Annotated in this window: 25 protein-coding genes; 9 read left to right on the top strand and 16 right to left on the bottom strand. The window is 70.9% G+C overall.

Annotated features, from left to right (window positions below):
* The first annotated feature begins 208 nt into the window (after positions 1-208).
* Positions 209-1,393 carry a class I SAM-dependent methyltransferase gene (locus ABD120_RS14390; protein ID WP_343950355.1) on the top strand — a complete coding sequence of 395 codons (1,185 nt, stop codon included), beginning with the start codon at positions 209-211 and terminating at the stop codon, positions 1,391-1,393.
* A 173-nt stretch (positions 1,394-1,566) separates the two neighbouring features.
* Entirely contained in the window at positions 1,567-3,216 is a 1,650-nt protein-coding gene (locus ABD120_RS14395; RefSeq protein ID WP_343950356.1) for a hypothetical protein, read from the top strand.
* Positions 3,217-3,220: 4 nt separating this feature from the next.
* On the opposite strand, the gene ABD120_RS14400 is transcribed toward ABD120_RS14395, so the two are convergent.
* The 14 genes from ABD120_RS14400 to ABD120_RS14465 form a co-directional block, all read right to left on the bottom strand.
* The gene (locus ABD120_RS14400; RefSeq protein WP_343950357.1) at positions 3,221-4,534 is read right to left on the bottom strand and encodes an SUKH-4 family immunity protein; all 1,314 of its coding nucleotides are present in this window, start codon (positions 4,532-4,534) and stop codon (positions 3,221-3,223) included.
* Positions 4,480-4,839, bottom strand: a complete 360-nt coding sequence (locus ABD120_RS14405) for a hypothetical protein (protein WP_343950358.1) — start codon at positions 4,837-4,839, stop codon at positions 4,480-4,482. Before ABD120_RS14405 ends, ABD120_RS14400 begins: the two co-directional genes overlap by 55 nt.
* Positions 4,840-4,915: 76 nt before the next feature.
* Complete coding sequence (locus tag ABD120_RS14410) at positions 4,916-6,082, bottom strand: erythromycin esterase family protein (RefSeq protein WP_343950359.1); 1,167 nt, start codon at positions 6,080-6,082, stop codon at positions 4,916-4,918.
* An 83-nt stretch (positions 6,083-6,165) separates the two neighbouring features.
* Complete coding sequence (gene tsaD / locus ABD120_RS14415; protein WP_343950360.1) at positions 6,166-7,203, bottom strand: tRNA (adenosine(37)-N6)-threonylcarbamoyltransferase complex transferase subunit TsaD; 1,038 nt, start codon at positions 7,201-7,203, stop codon at positions 6,166-6,168.
* Positions 7,196-7,627 (bottom strand): ribosomal protein S18-alanine N-acetyltransferase, encoded by a 432-nt coding sequence (gene rimI / locus ABD120_RS14420; RefSeq protein ID WP_343950419.1) that lies wholly within the window; start codon positions 7,625-7,627, stop codon positions 7,196-7,198. Before rimI ends, tsaD begins: the two co-directional genes overlap by 8 nt.
* An 11-nt stretch (positions 7,628-7,638) precedes the next feature.
* Positions 7,639-8,280 (bottom strand): tRNA (adenosine(37)-N6)-threonylcarbamoyltransferase complex dimerization subunit type 1 TsaB, encoded by a 642-nt coding sequence (tsaB, locus tag ABD120_RS14425; RefSeq protein ID WP_343950361.1) that lies wholly within the window; start codon positions 8,278-8,280, stop codon positions 7,639-7,641.
* Positions 8,281-8,305: 25 nt separating this feature from the next.
* Positions 8,306-9,232, bottom strand: coding sequence for an aminoglycoside phosphotransferase family protein (locus ABD120_RS14430; RefSeq protein WP_343950362.1), 927 nt, complete (start codon positions 9,230-9,232; stop codon positions 8,306-8,308).
* Positions 9,216-9,743, bottom strand: a complete 528-nt coding sequence (locus tag ABD120_RS14435) for a class F sortase (protein ID WP_343950363.1) — start codon at positions 9,741-9,743, stop codon at positions 9,216-9,218. The genes ABD120_RS14430 and ABD120_RS14435 overlap by 17 nt, the downstream gene beginning before the upstream one ends.
* Position 9,744: 1 nt before the next feature.
* Positions 9,745-10,347 (bottom strand): hypothetical protein, encoded by a 603-nt coding sequence (locus ABD120_RS14440; protein ID WP_343950364.1) that lies wholly within the window; start codon positions 10,345-10,347, stop codon positions 9,745-9,747.
* A 208-nt stretch (positions 10,348-10,555) separates the two neighbouring features.
* Complete coding sequence (gene tsaE / locus ABD120_RS14445) at positions 10,556-11,017, bottom strand: tRNA (adenosine(37)-N6)-threonylcarbamoyltransferase complex ATPase subunit type 1 TsaE (protein ID WP_343950365.1); 462 nt, start codon at positions 11,015-11,017, stop codon at positions 10,556-10,558.
* Positions 11,017-12,066, bottom strand: coding sequence for an alpha/beta fold hydrolase (locus tag ABD120_RS14450; protein ID WP_343950366.1), 1,050 nt, complete (start codon positions 12,064-12,066; stop codon positions 11,017-11,019). Before ABD120_RS14450 ends, tsaE begins: the two co-directional genes overlap by 1 nt.
* Complete coding sequence (gene alr, locus ABD120_RS14455; RefSeq protein ID WP_343950367.1) at positions 12,063-13,187, bottom strand: alanine racemase; 1,125 nt, start codon at positions 13,185-13,187, stop codon at positions 12,063-12,065. The genes ABD120_RS14450 and alr overlap by 4 nt, the downstream gene beginning before the upstream one ends.
* Before the next feature lie 59 nt (positions 13,188-13,246).
* A complete protein-coding gene (locus ABD120_RS14460; RefSeq protein WP_343950368.1) occupies positions 13,247-14,686 on the bottom strand; it encodes an NAD(P)H-hydrate dehydratase in 1,440 nt (479 codons plus the stop codon).
* A 103-nt stretch (positions 14,687-14,789) separates the two neighbouring features.
* Positions 14,790-15,143, bottom strand: a complete 354-nt coding sequence (locus ABD120_RS14465; RefSeq protein WP_343950369.1) for a holo-ACP synthase — start codon at positions 15,141-15,143, stop codon at positions 14,790-14,792.
* A gap of 571 nt (positions 15,144-15,714) precedes the next feature.
* On the opposite strand from ABD120_RS14465, the gene coaA reads away from it, so the two are divergent.
* A complete protein-coding gene (gene coaA, locus ABD120_RS14470; RefSeq protein WP_343950420.1) occupies positions 15,715-16,617 on the top strand; it encodes a type I pantothenate kinase in 903 nt (300 codons plus the stop codon).
* Here the strand turns inward: coaA and ABD120_RS14475 are convergent.
* Positions 16,589-16,729, bottom strand: a complete 141-nt coding sequence (locus tag ABD120_RS14475; protein WP_343950370.1) for a hypothetical protein — start codon at positions 16,727-16,729, stop codon at positions 16,589-16,591. The two genes, coaA and ABD120_RS14475, sit on opposite strands and share 29 nt — an antisense overlap.
* Positions 16,730-16,792: 63 nt before the next feature.
* On the opposite strand from ABD120_RS14475, the gene ABD120_RS14480 reads away from it, so the two are divergent.
* The 6 genes from ABD120_RS14480 to ABD120_RS14505 are packed head-to-tail and all read left to right on the top strand — an operon-like array spanning position 16,793 to position 24,245.
* Entirely contained in the window at positions 16,793-17,719 is a 927-nt protein-coding gene (locus ABD120_RS14480) for a DUF389 domain-containing protein (protein ID WP_343950371.1), read from the top strand.
* A gap of 40 nt (positions 17,720-17,759) precedes the next feature.
* The gene (locus tag ABD120_RS14485; protein ID WP_343950372.1) at positions 17,760-18,668 is read left to right on the top strand and encodes an ABC transporter ATP-binding protein; all 909 of its coding nucleotides are present in this window, start codon (positions 17,760-17,762) and stop codon (positions 18,666-18,668) included.
* Positions 18,661-19,515, top strand: coding sequence for an ABC transporter permease (locus tag ABD120_RS14490; RefSeq protein ID WP_343950373.1), 855 nt, complete (start codon positions 18,661-18,663; stop codon positions 19,513-19,515). The genes ABD120_RS14485 and ABD120_RS14490 overlap by 8 nt, the downstream gene beginning before the upstream one ends.
* A complete protein-coding gene (locus ABD120_RS14495; RefSeq protein ID WP_343950374.1) occupies positions 19,512-20,426 on the top strand; it encodes an ABC transporter ATP-binding protein in 915 nt (304 codons plus the stop codon). The genes ABD120_RS14490 and ABD120_RS14495 overlap by 4 nt, the downstream gene beginning before the upstream one ends.
* Positions 20,426-21,142 carry an ABC transporter permease gene (locus tag ABD120_RS14500; protein ID WP_343950375.1) on the top strand — a complete coding sequence of 239 codons (717 nt, stop codon included), beginning with the start codon at positions 20,426-20,428 and terminating at the stop codon, positions 21,140-21,142. The genes ABD120_RS14495 and ABD120_RS14500 overlap by 1 nt, the downstream gene beginning before the upstream one ends.
* A 13-nt stretch (positions 21,143-21,155) precedes the next feature.
* Complete coding sequence (locus ABD120_RS14505) at positions 21,156-24,245, top strand: NACHT domain-containing protein (protein WP_343950376.1); 3,090 nt, start codon at positions 21,156-21,158, stop codon at positions 24,243-24,245.
* A 34-nt stretch (positions 24,246-24,279) separates the two neighbouring features.
* Here the strand turns inward: ABD120_RS14505 and glmM are convergent, their stop codons facing one another.
* A complete protein-coding gene (gene glmM / locus ABD120_RS14510) occupies positions 24,280-25,629 on the bottom strand; it encodes a phosphoglucosamine mutase (RefSeq protein WP_343950377.1) in 1,350 nt (449 codons plus the stop codon).
* Position 25,630 lies beyond the last annotated feature (1 nt).

Below are 25,630 nucleotides of genomic sequence, written 5' to 3' on the forward strand. Positions count from 1 at the left end.
TGAGCCGCAGCCCAGGCCCCCGGTTCGCCCAGAGCTGACAGACATCTCCCCGCCAGGGCTTCCGCCCCTCTCAGCACTCTATGCGCCCCAATACCCCTTTCGCCCCGACCTCGCCGCCCCTCCCCGCCTTTCCTCCCTCGCCGGCCTCCCTCGCCGGCCGCGCCCACGGCGGGGTGTCCTCCTCCCCGTCTGCACTAACGTCGGTGGCGTGGACCTGGACGCCTTTCACGAGTTGCTCACCCCGCGCGGACAGAAGGCCCTCGCGGAGGCCGCCGAGCTGGTCGGCGGCGACCCGGTCAAGGCGGTCACCCGGTTGCGCAGGTCCTACGACAGCACGCTCACCTCCGCCGCCCTCACCCAGGCGGCGCTGCGCGACAGGGCCAGGGCCAAGTTCGCCGACGACGCCGCCCGCATGTACTTCACCCCCAACGGCCTGGAGCAGGCCACCCGCCCCGAGGTCGCCGCCCACCGGGCCCGCAGTGTCATCGAACGGGTCACTGAACGCGCGGGCCCCTCCCAGCAGGTGGTGGACGTCTGCTGCGGCATCGGCGGCGACGCCGTCGCGCTCGCCGGGGCCGGCCACCGGGTGGACGCCGTCGAGCTCGACCCCCTGACCGCCGAGGTCGCCCGCGCCAACGTCGCGGCCCTCGGCCTCGACCACCTGGTCACCGTCACGGTCGGCGACGCGGCCGCCGTCGCCCCCGAGGAGTACGACGTGCTGTTCGCCGACCCGGCCCGCCGCACCGCGCGGGGCCGCACGTTCGACCCGCGCGCCTACTCGCCCCCGTGGCCGGTCGTGACGGACCTCGTCGCCCGCGCCCGCCGCTCCTGCCTGAAGGTGGCCCCAGGCATCCCGTACGACTACATCCCGGAGGCCGCGGAGGCCGAGTGGGTGTCGTTCCGCGGCGAGGTGAAGGAGGCCGCCCTGTGGACGCCAGGGCGCGTCGGCCGCCGCGCGACGCTGCTCCCCTCCGGCCTGTCGCTGACGCCGTCGGGGGTGAGTGCGCCGACCGGCCCCCTCGGCCGGTACGTCTACGAGCCCGACGGCGCCGCCATCCGGGCTCATCTGGTGGGCGAGGTCGCCGAGCTGGTGAACGGCCGACTGCCCGACCCGATGATCGCCTACATCGCCGGCGACGATCCGGTGGACACCCCGTGGGCGTCCCGGTACGAGGTCCACGAGGCGATGCCGTTCTCGCTGAAACGCCTGAGAGCCGCCCTCCGAGCCCACGAAATAGGAAATGTCACCATTAAAAAGCGCGGCTCCGCAGTGGACATCGACCGCTTGCGGCGAGATCTCCGACTTTCAGGCGATAAATCAGCCGTAATCATTCTCACCCGGGTGATGGATCAACCTTTCATCCTGATCTGCCTGGGGCCCCTACCTGCATGAATGACAAAACAGGATCTTTTTACGACAGCCCAGACGGACCTTGATCCAAAGGCTAAGGTGGGCGCGCGGTACTACTTCCCATTGAACGGATAACCGCGTTCTCCTTCAGTCATTGCAAACCGGACCAATCCCACCGCATCGCGGCATCACGTCGGCGAGCGAAGGAGCTTTCGGTGGATCATTCCAACCACACCACCCTTCTGCAGAATGGCGGGCAGAGCGCCATCGCCGACAGGATGCGTGACTTGCTGGCACGTGCGTCCCAGGACCACGTCTACGAGCAACGCACCCAAGGAGCCGTGCTCGACGAGATACGCCAGCGGCTCGAAGGCATGGAGTGGCTGCTGCGCGAGGTCCGGGAGCGCGAACTCGGCAGCCTCAGCGGCACTCTCGAAGCCGTCAGCACCCGCATCGACGCCATCTCCACCATGCCGCCGCAGTGGGCCGAGGGGCTGGCCCAGCACGTCGAGGCCGTGCGCGACCACATCGACACCGTCGGCGAACGGATCAGCACCGTCGACGCCCGCGTCGAGAACGTCAACCAGCGGGTCTCGCCGGTCCTCGAACTACCGAGCATCTGGGCCGACCTGACCACCGTGGGCGAGAGCGTCGAGGAGTCGCTCAACCGGCTGCAGTCGGTCCTCGACGGCGCCGACGGCATCTCCACCCGCCTCAACGAGTTCGCCGGCAAACTCGGGCAGCTCAACGCCAGCATGGAAGCCGCGGGCAGCCGGTTCACCCGCCTCGACAAGTCGATCTCCGAGCTGACCGCCCGCGCCGAGCACGTCGAGGGCGGCGTCGTCGATCTCGCCCAGGGGCTCGCCCTCGCCACCGGCGAGATCAAGAACGCCGTCGAGCAGGTCAGCGCCAAGGTCGAGGAGTCCGAACAGCGGGTCACCGGACGACTCGACGGCGTCGACAGCCGGGTCGACCGCGTCGACGGCCGCCTCATCTCCATCGACTCACGCCTCAACAGCCTCGACGGCCGCATCGAGACCGCCGACGAGTGCCTGGCCGACATCGACACCCGCCTCGACGGCGTCGACAGCCGCCTGGGCGGCATCGACAAACGTCTCGGCACCGTCGACGGCCAGCTCACCGGCGTCGACAAGCACATGGGCACGGTCGACGGCCAGCTCGCCGCCTTCGACAAGCGCCTCGTGGCCCTCGACGGCCAGCTCGCGGGCCTCGACAAGCGCCTGGTCGGCGTCGACGGCCACCTCGACCGCCACGACGACCGCTTCGACGCGCTGGGCGGGCGCATCGACAGCCGCTTCACCACGCTCGACGAGCGCCTCAGCGTCACCGGTCAGCACCTCGCCGAGGCCGCCACCCGCAACGAGGGCCGCTTCAACACCCTCGACACCACACTTGAGTCCATCGACGACCGTCTCGGCGAGACCGAGGAGCAGTTCGTCGGCCGCTTCGACGCCGTCGACGCCCACCTCGGCGGGCTCGTGGTCCGCGCCGAGCGGGCGAGCGAGCACCTGGAGGCCGTTGACGACCGGGTCGAGGCGGTCAACCAGCGCGTCGGCCAGCTACCCGTCACGCTCGGCATCGGCGAGCGGGTCGGCGAACTGCTCGACTCGCAGTCCACCGAGCAGACCAAGCGCTTCGACTCCCTCGAAGAGCGGCTGACGGCCGCGGCGGCCGAGCTGGCCGAGACCATCCAGACCCGCCCCGACCAGGAGGAGCTCTCGCGGACGGTGACCGAAGTGGTCGCACCCGCCTCCACCGACCTCACCAAGCGCCTGAGCGCCCTGGAGGAGACCATGCTGGCCCTGGCCGAGGCCCTGCTGCGTCCCACCCGCGCCAAGGACTGACGGCTCAGAAGGCCCCGAGGTCCGTGTAACCGTTGTACAGGGCACCCAGCTCAAGCGGCCAGCAGCGATCGTCTTCCGAGCCGACGAGAAGCGGCTCGTAGGCGTACAGTTCGATCATCAGGTTGAGGGCGACCCAGCACTCGGCATCGTCATGGGTACCCGGATTCGCCCAGCGGCACACCGCGTGGACGCAGTAGGCGTACGACTCGATGCTCCGGTGCGCCCGATGCACCTGGCCGCGTCGCAGCCGGAACTCGTGGACGATCCCGGTGGCACCGTCCAGCAGCAGGCGCCAGTCGTCGTCCATGGTGTCGATCATGAACACCGAGTCCGGTTCCGGCAGTTCAGGGCAGGCGCGGAGGCGCCGCAGGTCCTCCTGTTCCCACTGCTCGGCGACGGGCGCGACGCAGCGCAGTCCCGCCCACGGAGTGTGCAGGCCCTTGGCGGGCAGGCCGACGTCGGTGAGGAAGTCGCGGGTCGGAGCGTGGGTGATCCGGGGATGCACCTGTTCCGGGCGCAGCCGTACCAGCCCGTCGGCGCCGAACGTCTCCTCCAGCAGCGCGCGCGTCACCCGCACCGGCGGCCGGTACGGCGCGGCGGGCGCCACCTCCTCGACTCCCGCCAGATACAGGTGCTCCTCCAGCGGCAGGTAGTCCCAGGCGATCTCGTCGAAACCCGTGATCTCCTGCCAGCTCCGGGCGACGGCGGCCAGGTCGCGGTGCGCGCCCGGACGTTCGGCGGCGGGCGGGGCCAGTCTCTCGGCCAGCTCCGGCAGGGGAATCGCGTACGCGGGCAGTCCGGGTCCGGCGGTGGGCAGCGCGGCCGCGGCCTCGTCCACGCCTCGGGACGCCGTCTCGAAGCCGTCCTGGTCCACGGTCCGGCGGGTGTGCAGCAGCCACCAGGCGGCCCGGCCGACGGGGGCGACGGCCAGGGACAACACGGAGGCGGCGGCCCTGGCGGCCGGGGTGAGGCCGTCCGTCCACGCACGGGCGACCCGCTCGGCGAGCGGCCCGGTGCCGGGGTCGGCACCTCGGGCACGGGCGGCGACGGCCGCCATCCCCAGGTTGGGGTAGACCTGGTCGGCGGTGAACGGGCCGGGCAGGCCGCCGCTCTGCTCGCCGTACCAGGCGTCGAAGGCGTCGCGGTCGGTGCAGCGCGGGTCGTCCAGGTCGAGCACGTAGTGCGGGATGTCGAGGCCGAGTTCGGCCGGGTCGCGGACCTCGACCAGGACGCAGGCCCGAGGGTCCTCCAGCACCGGGTGGATCAGGTCCTGGGCCAGGCGGCCGACGTGGCGGTGCGCGTGCGCGTCGAGGAACATGACCTCTCCCGCGCGTCCGCCACGCACGGCCGGTCGGTGTGGGCGCGCAGGCGGCCGGCGTCGCGCCCGTGGTCCTCGCGAAGCTCCTCCAACTGGTCGAAGAAGACCTGCTGGACCTTGCCCAGCGTCGGCACCACCTCGGTCAGGACCGCACGCAGCCGCCCGGCCCTCGGCTGCTCCTCCGCCAGGTTGCCCAGCCTCGCCAGCAGGCTGTCGAACCGGTAGAGCCGCAGGTCCGGCCAGTCGAGGGCCAGACTGTCGTAGGCGGGCCGCAGCCGGGAGGGAAGGTCGATCGGGTACCGCATGCCCGCGACCCTAACGGCCGGAGGCCGAAGGCCGCCTGCTTCAGTCGACGGCGAAGAAGCCGAACCGTACCCCGCGCTACTCCGGAAGGTCCCGGTGGAACAGGATTCCGTCGCTGGTGTCCAGATAGGCGAGGTCCAGCGGGATGTAGCCGTACCAGGCGGACTCGCGGGCGGCGGGCGGCGTCTCGCCGAGGGCTGCGGCCAGCCCGTTGACGTCGGCGACGAAGCACTCCTCCGGAAGCGTGTACAGGAACCCTTCGACGGTGCCCGCCGGCGGGGCGTCCACGCCTCGGTGCCGGATCGCGCCGACGCCCGTGGCCACGAAGCCGTACTCCTCGCCCAGACGGGCGCTGACGAGCGCGCCCGCGCTGCACCACTCCGCCGTCACGTCGCCCAGCCGCAGCTCGCTCGGATTCCGCTGGAGATGACGGTTGTGCGCGTAGCCCAGGACCGGGCCGCGCTCGGCGAGAGCGAGAAGGTTGGCGGCCATCATGGACCCTCGTATCCCCAGCAGCCACGCCATGCGGCCCGGCGAGGTGTCGGCCATCCCGTGGTGGTAGCGCAGCAGGCCGACCGCGGTGCGGCCGTACAGGCGGGCCCGGTGCCAGTCCTCCCGGGAGGCGCCCGGCGTGCGCATGTCGAGCAGCGCCACCAGCTCGTCGGCGAGCAGCCGCAGTTCCCTGGCCTCGGCGGAGCGGCCGAAGGACCGGGACGGCTCCATCATCGCGGCGGGCTCGGTCCATCGCTCGTCGGCGCCGAGCAGCCGGTCGAGGGTCTCCCAGGCGCAGGGGAGCGGTCCGGCCTGGGCGGCGAGGTAGGCGTGGAGCCCGGCCAGCGCCCGTCTGGGGCTCTCGGCGCCGGTGATCTCCAGCGGGCCGTCGAACCCGGCGAACCGCACCTGCTCGCCCGCAGGCCGGTCGGCGTTGTGGGCGCGCATCCAGCGGACGAGTTCGCGGTTGGCGGCGGAGGCGCCGAACTCGTGGCTGAACCCGCGTTCCATGACCTTGTCGAGGGTTCCGGCGCCCGTGGTGACGTGGTCGTCCACGATCAGGCCCCTGAGGCAGTCGCTCTCGATCGCGACGGTCCGGTAGCCCTCCCGCTCGACGAGTTGCCTGAAGAGCCCGTTGCGTACGTCGAGCAGGCGGTCCTCGCCGTGGGTGGGCTCGCCCAGGGCGAGGACTCTCGGCCGCCCCGGGAGCAGTTTCATGACGGTGTCGGCCGTGACGGCCTGGGCGATGTCCATGCCTTCGACGCTATCGTTGAACGCTCCATTGGCACTTTTCCGCGCTTTATCCGCGTATACAGCCCAGAACCCTCAAACGAGGGTCACATGTAGACAGTGGTGACCGGCAGCGAGGAGTCCGCGGGGATGTCCAGCGGGGACGGCGTGACACCCGCCGCCACCAGGTCGGAGCCCAGGGCCGCCACCATGGCCCCGTTGTCGGTGCACAGCCCCGGCCTGGGCACGCGCAGCCGTACCCCCGCCCGGTCACAACGCTCCTGGGCCAGGGCGCGCAACCGGGAGTTGGCGGCCACCCCGCCGCCGATCAGCAGGTCCTTGACGTCGTACTTCTTGCACGCCTGCAACGCCTTGCGGGTCAGCACGTCGACCACCGCCTCCTGGAAGGAGGCCGCCACGTCGGGGACGTGGACCGACTGCCCGGACGACTCGCGGGCCTCGACCCAGCGGGCGACGGCGGTCTTCAGCCCCGAGAAGGAGAAGTCGAGGGTGCCGTCGTCCATCTTGCCACGCGGGAACGCGATGGCCGAGCCGGAGCCCTCGCGGGCGGCCCGGTCGATGTGCGGCCCACCGGGGAAGGGCAGGCCGAGGACGCGCGCGACCTTGTCGAAAGCCTCACCGGCCGCGTCGTCGACGGTGGAGCCCAGGGAGATCACGTCCTGGGCCACGTCCGGCACCAGGAGCAGGGAGGAGTGACCGCCGGAGACCAGCATCGCGATGCACGGCTTGGGCAGGGGGCCGTGTTCGAGCTGGTCTACCGCGACGTGGGCGGCCAGGTGGTTGACGCCGTAGAGGGGGACGCCGAGGCCGAGGGCGTACGACTTTGCGGCGGCGACGCCGACGAGCAGCGCACCGGCCAGGCCGGGGCCCGCCGTGACGGCGACGGCGTCGATGTCGCCGAACGTCAGCCCGGCCTCGGTGAGCGCACCCTCCACAACCGGCGTCATGGCCTCAAGATGCGCTCGGGAGGCGACCTCCGGCACCACGCCGCCGAATCTGGCGTGCTCGTGCATGCTGGAGGCGATCGTGTTGGCGAGCAGTGTGTGCCCGCGCACGATGCCGACCCCGGTCTCGTCACACGAGGTCTCGATGCCCAGGACCAGGGGCTCGTCCTTGTCAGCCATCCAGCTTCCTTCTCATCATGACCGCGTCGGTGCCGTCGTCGTAGTAGCGGCGGCGGACGCCGATCTCCTCGAACGCGAACCTCTCGTACACCGCCCTGGCGCGGGGGTTGTCCGCGCGCACCTCCAGGAAGATCTCCCTGGCGCCGCGCCTGCGCGCCTCGCCGAGCAGTTCGGTGAGCATCGCGCCGCCGATGCCCCGGCTCTGGTGGCCGGCGAGCACGGCGATGGTCTGCACGTCGGCCTGGTCGCCCGCGGCGGCGAGCCCCGCGTAGCCGACGATCGCGCCCTCGTCCACGGCGACGACGTAGTGCCGGGTACGGGGCTGGTCGCCGAGTTCGCCGCGCATCATGCCCTCACTCCACGCGTCGAGCGGGAACGTCGCCCGCTCGATCGCCATGACCTCGGGCAGATCGGCCTCGGTCATCCGGCGCAGTCTCACGCCGTCACCTTCTTGGGCGGCTTGGGCTCGCTCGCGTCGGGCCGCCGCAGGTAGATCGGGCGGGGCTCGTCTAGCGGCGTCCCCGCCGCGATCCGCTCGGCCGCCAGGGCGGCCAGAAACCCGGCCAGCGGGTACGGCGGCGCCACCGCCGCCCCGAGCACGTCCGGATACAGGTCGGGCCCGGCCACCGGCAGCCCTTCGACGGGCACGTCGGCGGGCTTGTCCACGAACGGCCCGGCGACGCGGGTGCGCAGGTCGGCGTAACGGGCCCAGAAGACCTCCTTGCGCCGCGCGTCGGTGGCCACCAGGAAGGGCGTGGTGCGGCCGCTGCCGTAGGCGACGGCGTCGAGGGTGCAGATGCCGTACACGTCGGGCAGGCCGAGCGAGGCGCCGAGCCCCTGCGCGGTCATCAGCCCGACGCGCAGCCCGGTGTAGGGGCCGGGACCGGTGCCCGCGACGACGGTGGTGACCTCGCGCAGGGTGACGCGGGCCTCGGCCAGCACCCGTTGGATCGTGGGGACGAGCAGTTCGCCGTGGCGGCGGGCGTCGACCGTGGTCGACTCGGCCAGCACGCGGTCGCCGTCGTGGAGAGCGGCGGTGACGGCGGGTGTCGCGGTGTCGAAAGCCAGGACCAGCACGACGGTCTAGCCTACCGGCCCGCGCTCATGCCCATCCGGTCCGATGGCGAAGCCAGCGCATCGCCACCACACCCTGCGCACGCTGGAACGGCCGGAGCGTGGGCAGACCGGGCGGAGCGGGCAGGCCACCCTGCCACGCGAAGAACCCGGCGAGGGCGGCGACCACGCTGGTGACGGCCGGGTCCAGGGTGTCGAGCAGTTCGTGGGGCTCCGGCCCGCCCTGCATGGCGACGGACGGCAGCAGGCCGACGAGGTCGAACCAGGGCGCGCCCGTGCAGGCGTACGGCCAGTCGACCAGGTGGACGCGGTCACCGGCGAACAGGATGTTGTCGGCGCGCACGTCGGCGTGGACGAGGGCGTCACCGGCCGCCGCCTCGCCCCACTCGCTCTCCAGGGCGACCAGCTTGTCGAGGTGGCGCACCACCCAGGGATCGTCGTGCCCGGTGCCCGCGAGGTGGCGAAAGCCCTGGAAGGCGGCGCCGAAGATGTCCTTGACCGGCGGCAGCCCGGCGGGCGCCGGGGTGTGCTCGGCGGCCAGGCGCCGCAGGACGTCGCGCACACGGTCGAGTTCGTCGCGCCGCCACGGCAGGACGGGGTGGCGGCCCTCGATGTCCTCGAAGGCCAGCGCCACCCACCCGTCGAGTTCGACGTGGGCGAGCAGCCGGGGCGCGGGCACCGATTCCGGGAGCAGTGCGGCGGCCCTGATCTCGTCGCGGTAGATGCGCGTGGACTCACTGTTGGTCGCCGAGTCGACGGCCTTGACGAAGGCCCGCCCGCCGTCGGCGAGCCGCACGCGTACGGCCGCCGCAGGCGAGAATCCGCCGGTCTGGGTGACGGCCTCGACGATTCGCCCGCCGAGCCGGTCCTCGATCGCGGCCCGGACCGGCGGGTGGACCGCCTCCCAGGGGACGCGGGCTCCCGTCGCAGGTGGGACCTCAGGCTCTACTGGCATAGACGATGACGTTATCGTCGTACTCGCCCTTGGCGTAATCGAATTTCCCGCCGCACGTGACGAGTTTGAGCCCGTCATCGACGTATACGCGTTTGAGCGGGAAGTCGTCCTTGTGCACCTGCTCGACGGAGTCGACCTTGTACTCCACGACCTTGCCGTCGCTGCGCTCGACCCGGACACGTTGTCCCTTGCGCAGTTGCCTGAGCTTGAAGAAGACGGCGGGCGCGGTCTTGGTGTCGACGTGCCCGATGATCACGGAGGCGCCCTTCTCCCCCGGCACGGCGCTGTTCTTGAACCAGCCCGCGAGTTTGGGCTTCTCGTACGGCGGTAACTCGACCTCGCCGTCCTTGGTGACGCCGAGTTCCATGAGCGGCGCGTCCACGTCGATCGACGGGATGCCGATGCTCTCGGGCACGACGGCCTCGGCCGACTGCTCCGCCGTCCTGCCGAACACGACCAGCACCAGACCGGTGGCCACCCCCGCCAGCGCGACCCGTCCAGTACGCGCCATCTCAGCCCTTGCGCCGTCTGACCGCCAGCCCGACGCCTCCGGCGAGCACCACGGCGAGCAGCGCGCCTGCGGGGACGATCGGGAAGGAGGAATCCTCCTCGGCTGCGGCCTGCCCGAACGTGCCGCCGCCGCCTGCCTTGGGGGCCTTGGTGGGTACGCCGTCCGGCACGTCCTCGCCCTTGGTGATGCGGAGTTTGGCGCTGCCGACGTCGTTGGTGCCCTCGCACTTGACCTCGACGGTGTAGGTGCCGCGCTTGACGCGGGCCGACACCTCGGCGCGGCCGCGTACCCACGGGATGGCGGGTTTGGCGGTGGAGGTCGGCGAGGCGGACGGGGTGGGCGCGGGCACGGGGTCGAGCGCGACGCCGGAGACGAACGCCTTGGAGCCGGCCGTGCCGGTGTGGGCCGGCCCGCCGCTCGGCACCGGGCAGTTGGCGAGGATCCATACCTTCGAGGTCTCCCCGGCGGTGACACGGTCGGGGTTGAGGTTGACCTCGATGTCCGGCCTGCTGGCGGCCGGCGAACCGGTGGCCGTCTGGGTCACGGACGGTGAGGTGGTGGGGTCGGTGGACGCGCCGGCCGTACAACCGGCCACGCCGATCATGAGGATGGCTCCCGCGCACGCGACTCGACTGACACTAGGCACCGCCGCACCCCACTTTGCCGTCTTAATGCCGTGGCATCCGTGAAAACGACGGACGCTACCCCTCCTGATACCCAGAAATCTGGGAAAGCCATGACCAATGATCATGATTGACGCCTAAAGCGATACACGTCAAGGGTGCCAGGGTTGCCCGACGGATTCCGGCGTTTTACTCTTCGACGCGATCAGGCGGCGTGTCGTCCCACCGGCGGCCCACTCCGCGCAGGGTGACCACGCGGGCGTCGTCACCCGCCTCGCGGTCGATGTGGATCTCCAGCCGCTCCTCCGCCAGGCCCTCGACCAGGCCCTCGCCCCACTCGACCACGGTGACGGACTCCTCCAGCGAGGCGTCCAGGTCGAGGTCGTCGACCTCCAGGTCGCCGCCCAGGCGGTAGGCGTCGACGTGGACCAGCGGCGGGCCGCCGCCCAGCGACGGGTGCACGCGGGCGATGACGAACGTGGGCGAGGTGATCGGGCCGCGCACCTTGAGCCCCTCGCCGATGCCCTGCACCAGCGTGGTCTTGCCCGCGCCCAGCGGGCCGGACAGGATGACCAGATCGCCAGGACGCAGCCGGGCGGCCAGCCGGCTCCCGTACGCGCGCATCTCCTCGGCCGTCGCGAGCCTTTCCACTACCCCTCCACCTGCTTGATCAGATCGCGTAGCGCCCGGTTGACCACGGCCGGCCGTTCGAGCTGGATCAGGTGCGAGGTGTCGGGCACCTCGGTGAACTGCGCCTTCGGCAGCGCCTCCGCCATCGACCTGCTGTGTTCCGGCGGGGTGAGCCAGTCTTTGTCGCCCACCAGGATCGCGGTCGGCACGGGGTCGAGCACGTCGAGGGCCGACAGCTTGTCGTGGTTCATGAGCGCCGGGTAGAAGTTGGCGAACACCTCGGTCGGCGTGGCCCTGATCATCGACTCGGCGAAGTCGACGAGGGTGGGGCTGACGTTGCGGGAGTCGCCGAAGCCGAAGAAACGGGTGACGAGGAAGCCGATGTCGTTGCCCGCGTGGCGGGTGCGATCGACCAGTGTGCCGCCCTTGCCGAGAATCGACACCGTGCCCGGCGCGACCTTCTGCACCATCCTGGCGAACAGCGCGGGCAGCCCGAGGGTGAGTTCGGCGAGTTTGCCCGCGCTCGTGGCCAGCAACGACACGCCCTTGATCCGCTCGCCGAACAGCTCGGGGCGACGGTCGGCGAGCGCCATGATCGTCATGCCGCCCATGGAGTGGCCGACCAGCACGCACGGGCCGGGCACGAACGCGTCCAGCAGTTCGCCGAGGTCGTCGCCGAGCCGGTCGATCGTGCAGTCGTCGGCGGGGGCCCGCAGCGAGCGGCCGTGGGAGCGCTGGTCCCACAGCACGAGCCGGTGGTGCTCACGCAGTGCGCGCCACTGGTAGTGCCAGGACTCCAGGTTGAGGCAGTAGCCGTGGCACAGCACGACGGTCAGCGGCGCGTCCTGCGGGCCGTCGAGCCGTACGTGGAGGTCGACGCCGTCGGAGGTGGTGAAGGTGTGCTCGGCGCCGCCCAGTTCGCCGAACGGCTCGCTGGCCTCGGGGTCGGGGCGCAGTCTGATGCGGCCGACGGCGTACCGCTTGGCCAGGGCGAGCCCCGCGACCCCTGCGGAGGCGGCGCCGACGATCGCACCGGCGATGCCGACCTTGCGGCGTGTAGTCGTCGTCATGTCCCCTCGTACACTCTGGGCACCCGCGCGCCGATCTTCGTGATGATCTCGTGGGTGATGGTGCCGAGCCCGTCGGCCCACTCCTGCAGGGTGCTCTCGCCCTTCTCACCCGGCCCGAACAGGATGACCTCGTCGCCGGCCGAGAGGGGGTCGTCGCCCACGTCGATCATGAACTGGTCCATGCACACCCGGCCCGCGACGGCCCTGCGGCGTCCGGCGGCCAGCACCTCGACCCGGCCCGTCGCGTGCCGGAGGATTCCGTCGGCGTACCCGAGGGGGACGAGACCAAGCGTCGTCTCGCGATCTGTGACATAAAGGTGTCCATAGGACACTCCAGAGCTGTCCGGAACCCGCTTGGCCAGCGCGATCCGGGCGGTCAGCGTCATCGCCTGCCGCAGACCGAAATCGCCGAGCTCGGGGATGGGGCTCAGCCCGTACATCGCCAGACCCGGACGCACCAGGTCGTAGCGGGCCCTGGGCAGCGTGACGATCGCGGCCGAGTTGGCGAGGTGCCTGATCACGTGGGAGCCCGCCGCGCCCGCGCGCTCGGCCAGCCGCAGCGCCTCGTCGAAGGCGTCGAGCTGCAGCCCGATCGACGGGTGGCCGGGAATGTCGGCGCAGGCGAAGTGGGACCACAGGCCGACGATCTCGACCACGCCCTCCGCGCGCAGCTCCAGCGCCCTGGACACGAGTGCGGGCCAGGCGGCCGACGGCGCCCCGCCCCTGGACATGCCGGTGTCGGCCTCCAGGTGCACCCGGGCGGTGACACCCGTTTCGCGGGCGGCCTTGGCGAACTCGTCGAGGAGGCCGGGATCGGCCGCCGACAGCTCGATGTCGGCGCGCAGCGCCCGCGCGAAGTCCTCGCCGGGGGTCAGCAGCCATGACAGCACCGGGGCCGTGACGCCGGCCGCGCGCAGCGCCAGCCCCTCGCTCAGGGTGGCGGTGCCGAGGCGGCTCACGCCCGCGTCGAGGATCGCCTTCGAGACCGGGACCAGGCCGTGGCCGTAGGCGTCCGCCTTGACCGCGCCCATGAGGGGGACACCGCCCGTGTGCTCGGCGAGCACGGCGATGTTGTGCCTGATCGCGGCGAGGTCGATGCGGGCCTGGGCCGGAGACGTCATCTCTCCAGTCTGTCAGCTGAGCCGGGTGCCCGAGCCGGTTCCAGCCCGTTCCAGCCCTTTCAGCCCAGAGACCGGATGGCCTCGGGGATCGCCGCCACCACGTCCGTCGTGACGAGCGGGACGCCGTCCGCCGCCAGCCGTCCGGCCACGCCGTGCACGTAGGCGGCGCACGAGCCGGCGTCGTAGCAGCTCAGCCCCTGGGCCAGCAGCGCGCCCGCCACCCCGGCCAGCACGTCGCCGGTGCCCGCCGTGGCCAGCCACGGGGTACCCGTCCTGTTGACCCTGACCGGCCGGTCCTCCTCGGCGACCACCGTCGTCGAGCCCTTGAGCAGCACGGTCACGCCCAGCTCCGCCGCCGCCCTGCGGGCGTGCTCCAGCCGGGCCGCCTCGATACGCGCACCGGGCACCCCGATCAGCCGCGACAGCTCGCCCGCGTGCGGCGTGATCAGCGTCGGCGCGGTACGGCGCAGCAGCGCCCGCTCCCCCGCCGCGAGCGTGAGCGCGTCGGCGTCCACCAGCACCGGGACGTCACTCGCCAGTACCTGGGCGGCCAGCTCGCGGGCGAACCCGCCGGTGCCGAGGCCGGGCCCCAGTACCCACGCCTGCACGCGGCCCACGCCGCCGAGGTCGGGGCCGTCCAGCTCGGTGATGACGGCCTCCGGCCAGGCGGCGCGCACCTGGGCGACCGGCGCCGACGTGCCCGCGTAGCGGACCATGCCCGCGCCCGCCCTCAGCGCACCGCCGACGGCCAGCACCGCGGCGCCCGTGTAGCTCTCGCTGCCCGCGACGATCCCGACGACGCCCCTGCGGTACTTGTCCGACTCGGCGACCGGCCTCGGCAGCAGGTCGGCCACGTCGGCGCCGGTGAGGGCGCCAGTGTCGGCGTCCGGCAGGTGAGGGCCGAGGCCGATGTCGACGAACTCCAGCGCACCCGCGAACCCGGCTCCCGGATCGACGAGCAGGCCGGTCTTGCACGCGCCCATCGTCACCGTGACGTGCGCGCGCACGGCCGCGCCGGCGACCTCGCCGGTGCCGGCGTCCACGCCGCTCGGGACGTCCACGGCCACCACGAGCGCGTCCGCCTCGCCCGCCCGCCGGGCCAGCGCCGCGTACGGCTCGCGCAGCGCGCCCGTCGCGCCGATGCCGACCAGGCCGTCGACGATCAGGTCCGCGGCGTCGAGGGCGCTCTCGTCGGCGATCCGGCCGCCGTGCTCCAGCAGGGCCGCCAGGCCCGCCTCGTGGGTTCTGGAGCCTGCGAGGACGGCCTCGACCCTGGCTCCGCGCGCGGCCAGGCGGGCGCCCGCGTACAGGGCGTCGCCGCCGTTGTCGCCGCTGCCGACGAGGAGGGCGACGCGGGCGCCGTACACGCTGGGGAGCAGCCGCGCGCACACGGCGGCCAGGCCGGTGGCCGCGATCTGCATGAGAGACCCCTCGGGGACGCGCGCCATCAGCTCCCGCTCGGCATCGCGCACCTGGTCGGCGGTGTAGGCGGTCAGCATCCAGCCCTCCGCGAGCCGACGGTGCAGGCGGTGCGGGCCGTACGGGCGGTGCGGGTGGTCAGCATGCAGCCCTCCGTGAGTCGGTGGTGCAGGAGGTCGGCATCTAACCCTCCGCGATCACGTAGGCGATCGCCAGGCCGGCGTCGTGGCTGAGGGAGACGTGCCATCGTTTGACGCCGAGGCCGTAGGCGTAGTCGGCGGCCTTGCCGGTGATGCGGAGTTCAGGCCGGCCGTTCTCGTCGCAGCGGACCTCGGCGTCGAGGTGCGACAGGCCGCTGGGCGCCCCGAGCGCCTTGGCGACGGCCTCCTTGGCGGCGAACCGGGCCGCCAGTGAGTGCACGGCTCGCCCGTCGGCCTCCTCGTCGGTGAAGAGCCTGGCCTTGAGGCCGGGCGTGCGCTCCAGCGCCTCCCGAAACCGCTCGACGTCGACGACGTCCACCCCCACGCCCAATATCATCCTCCCAGGCTAGACCCCCGTTTCCCGGCTTTCTCCCCGCCGCCCCACAAACCCCATCAGCTGTCCCGTCCCGGCCTGCTCTCTGCCGCAACTCACCCTGCTTTTCCGTTACGGCCCAGCCTGCGCCCCCACCGCCCACCGCCGCGCGCTGACGGCCTCTCCGCGCGCCATTCGGCCGCGCCGCCTTCTCGCCGCCACGCCGCACTGTCGGCCTTCTTCCACGCCCGCCCTGCGGCGCCGTAGGGGTTGCGCCGATCACCGCCGCCGGGCTCCTCACCGCACCGGCGCAAGAGCGGCTACTCGCCGCGCCCGCGCGAGGAGGAGCTTGAGGTGTCGTGTGGAGAGGAGGGGGTGAGCGGGAGTGGGGGTGACCGTGCGGCGTGGCGGTGGGGAGCCGGGAGCGGGCGAGTGGCGCACGGAGAGGCCGTCAGCGCGGGGCGGCGGGCGGCGGGGGCGCAGGCTGGGCCGTAACGAAGAGACCGCCTGAGCCATCATGAAGAGAAGGAGAAAGCCCCTGACGGAAGGCGACGGGGGGCGCGTCGCTACGCTGCCAAGAGTGAACAACGGCTACGTGGAACTGAGCAGGGAGCAGTGGAGCGAGCTCCGCAAGAACACGCCCTTGACTCTCACCGCAGACGAGCTGGAAGGCCTCCGTGGCGTCGAGGACCCCATCGACCTGACCGAGGTCACCGACATCTACCTCCCTCTCACCCGTCTCCTCAACCTGCACTACACCGGCTCCAAGCAGCGCAGCAGCGTCCTGAGCGCCTTCCTCGGCCACCCCGAGAAGCACGTCCCCTACATTCTCGGCATCGCGGGCAGCGTCGCCGTCGGCAAGTCCACCACCGCCCGCCTCCTGCACACCCTGCTGGCCCGCTGGCCCGAGCACCCGCACGTCGAGCTGATCACCACCGACAGCTTCCTCCACCCGAACGCGGTCCTGGAGTCCCGGGGCATCATGCATCGCAAGGGCTTCCCCGAGAGCTACGACCGCCGTGCCCTGGTCAGGTTCGTGGCGGAGGTGAAGGCGGGCGTCCCCGAGGTGGCCGCCCCCATCTACAGCCATCTCGAATACGACATAGTCCCCGGCGCCCGGCAAATCATCAAAAATCCGGATATCTTGATCATCGAAGGGCTCAACGTCCTCCAGCCCGCCCCGCCCACCGCCCTGGCCGTCAACGACTACTTCGACTTCTCCATCTACGTCGACGCCAAGGTCGAGGACGTCCGCACCTGGTACGTCGAGCGCTTCCACCAGCTCCGCCGCACCGCCTTCGAAGACCCCAAGTCGTACTTCAAGTACATCGCCGAGCTGTCGCACGAGGAGGCCACCGCCTTCGCCGTCGAGGTCTGGCGCGACATCAACGAGCGCAACCTCGTCGAGAACATCGCCCCCACCCGCGGCCGCGCCGACCTCGTCCTGCAGAAGGACGCCGACCACTCCGTCAGGCGGGTACGGCTGCGGCGGACGTGACCACGGCCGCCTCCTCCATCACATAGGCCCCGAACCGGCCCTGGCAGCCCTGGTCGTCGATGTCGGAGAACCAGCAGTGCTCGCCGTCCGAGTGACAGGTGTCGTACGTCATACACCACAGCCTGCCGCGGCCCTGTCAACAGACCATCAATGTCCGATAGCCGACAATAGGCGCGTGCTACACCTGCGAATGATCACCCCGTCCGCGAGGACCGACGAGGTCCTCGCGGCGCTGGACTTCTGCGCCGGCGTCACCAACGTCGTCGTGGTGCCCGGCGCCGCCCGCCAGCCTGCGGGCGACGTGGTTCTCTGCGACCTGGCCCGCGAGGCCGCCAACGAGGTCCTCGGCCGCCTGAAGTGGCTGGAGGAGGCGGGCTCGATCGCCGTCGAGAACGTGGACCTGGCGCTGTCGCGCGTCGCGGAGGAGGCGGTCGAGGAGGCACCGGGCGAACCGGACGACGCCGTCGTCTGGGCGGACCTCACCCGCAAGGTCTACAACGACTGCCGGATCACCTGGGCCTATCTGGCCTTCCTGACCATCGCCACCCTGCTGGCGGGCATCGGCGTGCTGCAGAACTCGCCCATCCTCATCGTCGGCGCGATGGTGCTCGGCCCCGAGTTCGGCGCCGTGGCCGCCATCTGCTTCGGCCTCATGCACCACCGTGGCCGCCTGGTCGTCGAGTCGCTGCGCACCCTGATCACGGGCTTCACCTTCGCCATCGCGATCACCTACGTCTGCGCGGTGGTCGCCGCCTGGCTCGACTGGATCACCATCGCGAACCTCCAGATCAACGAGGAGGTGCGGTTCATCGTCCTGCCCGACCGCTGGTCGTTCCTCGTGGCGATGCTCGCGGGCGCGGCGGGCGTGCTGTCGATCACGGCGGGCAAGTCGGCCTCGCTGGTCGGCGTCTTCATCTCGGTGACCACCGTCCCCGCCGCCGGCTACATGGCGGTCGCGCTGGCGCTGCGCGACTGGGGCGAGGTCTCCGGCTCGGTCGCCCAGCTCGCCCTGAACATCGCCGGGATGGTCGTCGCGGGAACCGCGACCCTGGTACTCCAGCGCAAACTCTGGCCTCAGGTAGGACGCTCTTCCTCCTCATGAACGACGACCTGGCCCGAAACCGGGCGGTAGTGTCCCGCTCATGCACATCCTCGCCACCGAGGGGCTGACCAAGCGCTTCCCCACCGTGACGGCCCTCGACAGCCTCACGGTCGGCGTCGGACCCGGAGTCACCGGCCTGGTCGGGGCCAACGGCGCGGGCAAGTCGACACTGATCAAGATCATGCTCGGTTTGCTCCCGCCGTCCTCGGGCACCGCCAGGGTGCTCGACCTCGACGTGGGCACGCAGGGCGAGCGCATCCGGCGCCTCGTCGGCTACATGCCCGAGCACGAGTGTCTGCCGCCCGACGTGTCCGCCACCGAGTTCGTCGTCCACCTGGCCCGCATGTCCGGCCTGCCGCGAACCGCCGCCCGGGAACGGGCCGCCGACGTGCTGCGCCACGTGGGGCTGGCGGAGGAGCGCTACCGGCCGATCGGTGGTTACTCCACCGGTATGAAGCAGCGAGTCAAGCTCGCGCAGGCGCTCGCCCACGACCCAAAGCTGATCTTCCTGGACGAGCCCACCAACGGCCTCGACCCGCGCGGACGCGACGAGATGCTCCATCTCATCCGCCGCATCGGCACCGAGTTCGGCATCAGCGTGCTGGTCACCAGCCACCTGCTCGGCGAGCTCGAACGCGTCTGCGACCACGTGATCGTGATCGACGGCGGGCGGCTGCTGCGCTCGTCGGCGATCACGGAGTTCACGCAGGCCACCCAGAGCGTCACCGTCGAGGTCGAGGAGGGCACGGAGCCGCTGGCCGAGCGCCTGCTCGCAGCGGGCCTCAAGGTCAGCCGGCACGGCCGTACGCTGCTCGTGGGAGTCACCGGGCCGCAGACGTTCGACGCGATCCGCGACGCCGCCGTCGACCTCGACCTGTGCCTGATCAGGCTCGAACAGGCCCGCCACCGCATCGAGGACGTCTTCAGGGAGGAGGAGGCCGGTGTCTGAGATCTACGACATCGGGTACCGCCACTACGAGGGGCCCCGGCTCGGGCGCGGCCACTCCGCCCGCGCACTGGCCGTCCACAGCCTGCGGGGGATCTTCGGACTCGGCCGCCCGGCACGCAGCAAGATCATGCCGTTCCTGCTCGCCACCATCATGGTCCTGCCCGCCGTGGTGTCGATCGCGATGATGGCGCTGATCCAGCAGCGCGCCATGTCCTACAGCTCCTTCGCGGTCGTCATGCAGGCGGTCGTCGCGATCTTCCTGGCCTCGCAGGCGCCCACCGCCGTGGCGCCCGACCTCCGGCACCGGGTGCTTCCGCTGTACCTGTCCCGGCCGGTGAGCGTGCCCGAGTACATCGCGGCCAAGGTGAGCGCGATGACGGTGGCGGTCTTCGCGATCGTCGCGGTGCCGCTCACGATCATGTACGTCGGCGAGCTGCTGATCGACCTGCCCGGCCCGCCCAGCACCGAGGAGTATCTCGGCGCGATGGCGATGGCCCTGGTGCTGGCGCTGCTGGTGTCGACGTTCGGTCTGGCGCTGGCCTCGCTGACGCCGCGCAGGGGCCTCGGCGTGGCCTCGGTGATGGCCGTCTACCTGCTCACGCTGGCCGCCGTGCCGATCGTCTACGCCACGCTGACGTCCATGGGCGAGGACGCGGCCGCCAGGTGGGCCTGGCTGCTCAACCCCTTCTGGCTCGTGGACGCCCTGCAGGTGTCGCTGTTCGGCACCACGCCCAACTCCGAGGGCGGCTACCCCGCAGGCCCCGCCCCGGCCCTGATCGTGCTGGCGCTGCTGGCCCTGGCGATCGGCGTGCTCACGGCCCGCTACCGGAAGGCGGCCGCCCAGTGAACGTCGAACTCGCCCAGGTCTCGCGCTGGTACGGCAACGTGGTGGCGGTCAACGACGTCACGATGACGATCCGGCCGGGGGTGACGGGCCTGCTCGGCCCGAACGGCGCGGGCAAGTCCACGCTGCTGCACATGATGGCGGGCTTCCTGGCCCCCTCAGGCGGTACGGTCACCCTCGACGGCCAGCGGATCTGGAAGAACCACCGCATCTACCGAAATATCGGTTTGGTTCCGGAGCGGGAGGGCGTCTACGGATTCCTCACCGGCTGGCAGTTCGTCCTGTCGGCCGCCCGCCTCCACAACCTGCCCGACCCCGCCGCGGCCGCCGAACGCGCCCTGGCCACCGTCGACATGACCGGCCCCAAGGACCGGCGCGTCGAGACGTACTCCAAAGGCATGCGCCAGCGCGTCAAGGTCGCCGCGGCACTCGTCCACGAACCCGGCGTCCTCCTGCTCGACGAGCCCTTCAACGGCATGGACCCCCGCCAGCGCCTGCACCTCATGGACCTCATCCGCACGATGGGCGCCGAAGGCAAGACGATCCTGTTCAGCTCGCACATCCTCGAAGAGGTCGAACGGGTCGCCCAGCACATCGAGGTCCTCGTCGCCGGCCGCCACGCCGCCTCCGGCGACTTCCGCCAGATCAGGCGGCTCATGACCGACCGCCCCCACCTGTTCCGCATCCGCTCCAGCGACGACCGGCGCCTGGCCGCCGCGCTCATCGTCGACGGCTCCTCCGGCGGCGTCAGCCTCGGCCCGGACGGACTGGAGGTCCAGGCGCTCGAGTTCCGGCGCTTCACCTGGCTGCTGCCCCGCGTCGCCCGCGCCGAGGGCATCCACCTGCACCAGGTCTCCCCCGCCGACGAGGACCTGGAGAGCGTCTTCTCCTACCTGATCAACCGGAGCGCCTAGTGAACACCGTCGTCGCCGGCATCACCTACCGGGCGCTTCTCGGCAGGCGCCGCATCCTGCTGCTCCTCCTGCTGCCGCTGGCGCTCATCGCACTGGCCGTCATGCTGCGCCTGACCGGCAACACCGACCAGCGCACCCTGGTCCTGCTGATGGAGACCTTCGCCGTCGGCACCATGCTCCCGCTGCTCGGCCTCATCGCGGGCACCGGCGTCATCGCCCCCGAGATCGACGACGGCACGATCATCCACCTGATGTCCAAGCCGATCTCCCGGCCGGTGATCGCGCAGACGAAGTTCCTCGTCGCCGCCTCGCTCATGGTGCTGTTCGCCACCGTCCCCACCTACGTCGCGGGCTGGCTCCTGCTCCGCAACGAGGACGGCATCGCGCCCGGCTTCGCCCTCGGCACCCTGTTCGGCGGCATCGCCTACGCGGCGATCTTCCTGCTGCTCGGCGTCCTCACCCGCCACGCCGTCACCATCGGCGTCATCTACGCACTGGTCTGGGAGGGGCTCGTCGGCCAGTTCGTCACCGGGGCGCGCGACTTCTCCGTGCAGCAGTGGGCCAAGGCCATCGCCGACGAGGTGTCCACCTCGCCCTTCTTCGAGGCGGACGTGTCGCTGGGCTTCGCCGTACCCGCGCTGGTGGTCGTCACGGTCGGCGCGGTCGTGTGGACGGGCCTGCGCCTGCGCTCCTTCTCACTCACCGGGGACGAGTGACACACTCCTGCGTATGACGGAGATCGTCGTCGCCTTGATCGGCTTGTTCGGCGCGCTCGTGGCCACCGGGTTCGGCTTCTTCCAGTGGCGCAGGACCCACCAGGCGGCCACGGCGGCGCCCAAGCCCAAGCCCCCGGTGCGGCTCACCCGGACCGAGGAGAAGACGCTCGGCCGCCGCCGGGTGGGCCTGCTGGACCGGCTCACCGACGACATGCGCCACATCTCCCTGCTCAACCGCCCCAAACCGCTCAACATCGAGAGCCTGTACGTCCAGCTCCGCGTCCACGACCAGCAGCCGCTGCGCTTCATGCACCGCGAGGAGCTCCAGGAGTTACGCGGCCGCGAACTCGACGACCTCATCACCCTGACCAGGGCCCGCAAGAAGGAGCACCAGGCCGAGATCCTGACCCCCGAGGACGCGCTGGCGCGCTTCCGCCGCATCGTGGTCCTCGGCGACCCCGGCGCCGGCAAGACCACGATGCTGCGCTACCTCGGCTTCAAGTCCGCGACCGACGAGATCCTGCCCGTCTTCGTCGAACTGCGCAGGCTGGTGCGCGCGGAGGGCGGGCTGCTCGACCACGTCAGGCAGCGCTGGGAAGAACGGTACGGCGAGCAGGACGCCGACGGGCTCGTGGACCACGCGCTGGCCGCCGGAACCGCCGTCCTGCTCATCGACGGCCTCGACGAGGTCCTCGGCGGCGAGAGCGCCGACGAGGCCGACGCCACCTACCGGCGGGTCGTCCAGGAGGTGGACCGCCTCGCCGCCCGCTACCCGAACGCCCGCATCGCCGTCACCTGCCGAAGGGCCGGATGGCGGGGCCAGTTGCCCGCCTTCAGGACCCTGGAGGTGCTCGACTTCGACGACTCCCAGATCGAGACGTTCATCCGGAACTGGTTCGCCGACAACCCCGACAAAGCACGCAAACTCTCGGCCGCGCTGGGACGCAGCAGCCGCATCCACACCCTGAGTGCCAACCCGCTGCTGCTCTCGCTCATCGCCATCGTCTTCGAGAGCGACCTCGAACTGCCGGAGCGCCGCTCCAAGCTCTACGCGCGCACCATCGAGGTACTGCTCACCGAGTGGGACGCCAAACGCGACATCAAACGGTTCCCGCGCTTCACCGCCGACCGCAAACGCGACCTGCTGGAGGAGATCGCCTGGCACTTCCAGCGCCAGGGCCTCGCCTACTTCCCCCGCGACGAACTGCTCGCGATGATCGCCGACTTCCTGCCCTCGATCGACCTAGACCCGGGCGAGTCCGCCGCCATCCTCGACGAGATCGTCGAACATTACGGCCTGCTCAAGGAGCAGGCCCACGAGGTGTACGGTTTCCTGCACCTGACCATCCAGGAGTACTTCGCCGCCGAGGTCGCCGCCCGCATCGGCGCCCCGGCCATCGCGGAGATCTCGGCGGTGCGACACGACCCGTGGTGGGAGGAGGTCATCCTGCTCCTGGCCGGACGCCTCCACGACGCCACCCCACTCCTCCTGGCCCTGCTGGGCCACGCCCAGGACAGCCCCGAGGTGACCGGCCCCCTCGCCGCAGACGACGACCTCTTCCACGGTGACCTGCTCCTGGCGGCCCGCTGCCTGGGCAGCACCCCCCGCGTCAAGGCGCCGTGGCTAAGGGCCAGGATCGTCGAGGAACTGGGCGAGGTGATGCTGACCACGCCGGTGGAGTCGCTGGCGGAGCAAGTCACAGAACTGTTCGCCGAGGTGGGAACCAGCGGACTCGCCGCGATCGAATCACGGCTGAACGAACTGGGTCCCGATCGCCTCGAAGTCCTTACTGAGGCACTCGGCCTGTTCGCCGACGGCGACGAGCCAGTTCCGGTCAAGGAATTCAACGCCGCAGTCAAGGACGTCGATCTGACTCACGAGACCAGCGCGCCACTGATCATGGAGTGGATGGAACGACTGGCGCCCAACGTCGCCCACGAGGGCGGGGTGGCCCCATTGGCGCGTCTTGCCGAGGCCGCCGGCACGCTAGGTCTCGCCTCGGCCATTCCCCTCCTCTGGCAGGTCCACGATCTCGCACTGGAGCACACCCACGCCGACGACGTCCTTCATGACGCCAGAGCGGCGCTGGTCAGGCTCGGTGAGATCGACATCGAGGAACTCTGGGAGCTGGCTGCGCACAACTCTCACGCCTTCGACCTTCGCCTGTCCGAGACCCTCGTCTCCCTCAGCGCGCCGACCAGAGTCCTCGCAGGAATCACCGACCACCGGCTCAGCCCACGAGTCGTGACTCGATTCACCTATGAACTGCGCACCAACTGCACTGACGACCTCGCGGCGCCCATTCTGACGCTCCTGAACGACGCCACGATTCCCTGGCCGAACCGCTGGAGACTCGCCGAGATCCTCAAAACGATCGACGCCGGCTCCGACCTGCTCAAGGTGATGGAAGACCATCAGGTCCATCCCATGGTCCGCCTGGGCGTCGCCGCCACGCTTGCGGCTCACGGCAATCACGAAGGCGTCGCCTTCCTGCTGGCGCGACTGTCGAACGGCGCCATCGAGACAAGGGCTCGCGATCCGCTCAACCGGCTCGCCTACATCGATCCGTACTTCGACCCGCGTTTCCACGTCTACTCAGCACTGGCCCGGTCCGAGGACCCGCACGCCATCGCCACCCTGCTGGCCCGCTTCGACCACCTGGTGGCCGTGAAGCCGCCCACGCCAAGAGAACCGTTGCTGTCCTACGAATGCGACACTCTGGTCAGTGCCCTGGCGGCCACAGCAGGTGAGCAGATCACACTTCGCCTGGTGAACCTACTCGAAGGCTTGCCGACCTTCGTCCACCTTGTCCCTTTCAACAACCTCGTGCGCAGCATCGCCCAAGTCGTCCCCTCGTCACTCACCGCCGAGATTCTCAGACGGATACGCGAGATCACCTTGCCGGCCACAGCTACGGTGTCCATTTCGACACTCCTGAATCGGGTGTCAGCAGTGGGGCAAGACAAAGCAACCGCTTACGAACTGGTGAAAATCATCAACGACCCCGGCTCGCTTTGGGACCAGGACCTCGCGCGGGACGCTCTCTGTCAGGTGTGCAAGAAGGCCGGCGTCCGCGTCTACCCCGACGGGCGGGTGGAGTGAGCTTCGGGCACGGTTTCCCGTACCCGAAGACTCTCTACACGCAGGACGTGCGCACGACCTCGGCCAGCCGGTCCGCGACCTGGGTGGCCTGCTCCTCCGACGCGGCCTCCACCATGACGCGGATCATCGGCTCGGTCCCGCTGGGCCGGATCAGCACCCGCCCGGTCTCGCCGAGTTCGGCCTCCGCCTCACCGACGGCGGCGACCAGTGCGGGGACCGCGGCCTTGCCCTTGTCGACGTCCTTGACGTTGATCAGAACCTGCGGCAGCGGCGTCATGACACCGGCCAGCTCCCGCAGCGACCGGCCCGACCTGGCCACGACCGACAGCAGGTGCAGCGAGGTCAGCAGCCCGTCACCGGTGGTCGCGTGATCGAGCATGATCACGTGCCCGGACTGCTCACCGCCCAGGTTGTAACCGTCGGCCTTCATGCGTTCGAGCACGTAGCGGTCACCGACCGACGTCTCGATCACGCCGATTCCCGCCTCGCGCATCGCCAGCTTGAACCCGAGGTTCGACATCACGGTCGCGACCACCGTGTCGCCGGACAGCGCGCCGCGTGCCTTCATGTCGGCCGCCAGCACCGCCATGATGCGGTCGCCGTCGACGATCTGCCCGGTGTGGTCGACGGCCAGGCAGCGGTCGGCGTCGCCGTCGTAGGCGATGCCGAGATCGGCGCCGCGTGAGACGACCACCTGCTGGAGCTTGTCCAGGTGGGTGGAGCCGTACCCGTTGTTGATGTTGAGCCCGTCGGGGCGCGCCCCGATGGCCTCCACCCGTGCGCCCGCGCGCACCAGCGCCTCGGGCGCCACCGTGTGCGCGGCGCCGTGGGCGCAGTCGACGACCACGTTCAGGCCGTCGAGGCTGCCGTCGACGGTCGTCAGCAGATGGGAGATGTAGCGGTCGGCCTCGCCGTAGGCGTCGCGCACCCGGCCGACGGCCGAGCCGACGGGCCGGTTCCACTCCTCGCCGAGCCGCCGCTCGATCTCGTCCTCGACCGCGTCGGACAGCTTGAAGCCGCCCCTGGCCACGAACTTGATGCCGTTGTCCGGCGCCGGGTTGTGCGAGGCCGAGAGCATGATGCCGAGGTCGGCGCCGAGCGCGGCCGTGAGGTGGGCGACGGCCGGGGTGGGCAGCACGCCGAGGCGCAGCACATCCACTCCGGACGACGCGAGGCCGGCGACCACTGCGGCCTCCAGGAACTCTCCTGAAGCCCGGGGGTCCCGGCCTACGACCGCGACGGGCCTCTTCTGACCCGTCGCGGCGAACGCGCCTGCATCGCCGAGGACGTGGGCGGCTGCCACGGACAGGTCCATGGCGAGTTCCGCCGTGAGGTCGCGACCCGCGACCCCACGTACCCCGTCGGTGCCGAAAAGGCGCGCCAAT

It is taken from the genome of Nonomuraea longicatena (assembly GCF_039525605.1).
Taxonomy (GTDB): Bacteria; Actinomycetota; Actinomycetes; order Streptosporangiales; family Streptosporangiaceae; genus Nonomuraea; species Nonomuraea longicatena.

Bases quoted from the DNA above. Each gene is read 5' to 3' on its own strand.
- ABD120_RS14505 (WP_343950376.1), top strand. From the start codon at position 21,156: ATGACGGAGATCGTCGTCGCCTTGATCGGCTTGTTCGGCGCGCTCGTG.
- ABD120_RS14435 (WP_343950363.1), bottom strand. From the start codon at position 9,743: ATGGCGCGTACTGGACGGGTCGCGCTGGCGGGGGTGGCCACCGGTCTG.
- ABD120_RS14485 (WP_343950372.1), top strand. From the start codon at position 17,760: ATGCACATCCTCGCCACCGAGGGGCTGACCAAGCGCTTCCCCACCGTG.
- ABD120_RS14410 (WP_343950359.1), bottom strand. From the start codon at position 6,082: ATGGACATCGCCCAGGCCGTCACGGCCGACACCGTCATGAAACTGCTC.
- ABD120_RS14405 (WP_343950358.1), bottom strand. From the start codon at position 4,839: ATGCGGTACCCGATCGACCTTCCCTCCCGGCTGCGGCCCGCCTACGAC.
- tsaD (WP_343950360.1), bottom strand. From the start codon at position 7,203: ATGGCTGACAAGGACGAGCCCCTGGTCCTGGGCATCGAGACCTCGTGT.
- alr (WP_343950367.1), bottom strand. From the start codon at position 13,187: ATGACGTCTCCGGCCCAGGCCCGCATCGACCTCGCCGCGATCAGGCAC.
- ABD120_RS14465 (WP_343950369.1), bottom strand. From the start codon at position 15,143: ATGATATTGGGCGTGGGGGTGGACGTCGTCGACGTCGAGCGGTTTCGG.
- ABD120_RS14440 (WP_343950364.1), bottom strand. From the start codon at position 10,347: ATGATCGGCGTGGCCGGTTGTACGGCCGGCGCGTCCACCGACCCCACC.
- ABD120_RS14460 (WP_343950368.1), bottom strand. From the start codon at position 14,686: ATGCTGACCGCCTACACCGCCGACCAGGTGCGCGATGCCGAGCGGGAG.
- rimI (WP_343950419.1), bottom strand. From the start codon at position 7,627: ATGACCGAGGCCGATCTGCCCGAGGTCATGGCGATCGAGCGGGCGACG.
- ABD120_RS14450 (WP_343950366.1), bottom strand. From the start codon at position 12,066: ATGACGACGACTACACGCCGCAAGGTCGGCATCGCCGGTGCGATCGTC.
- ABD120_RS14475 (WP_343950370.1), bottom strand. From the start codon at position 16,729: ATGACGTACGACACCTGTCACTCGGACGGCGAGCACTGCTGGTTCTCC.
- ABD120_RS14400 (WP_343950357.1), bottom strand. From the start codon at position 4,534: ATGTTCCTCGACGCGCACGCGCACCGCCACGTCGGCCGCCTGGCCCAG.
- ABD120_RS14430 (WP_343950362.1), bottom strand. From the start codon at position 9,232: ATGCCAGTAGAGCCTGAGGTCCCACCTGCGACGGGAGCCCGCGTCCCC.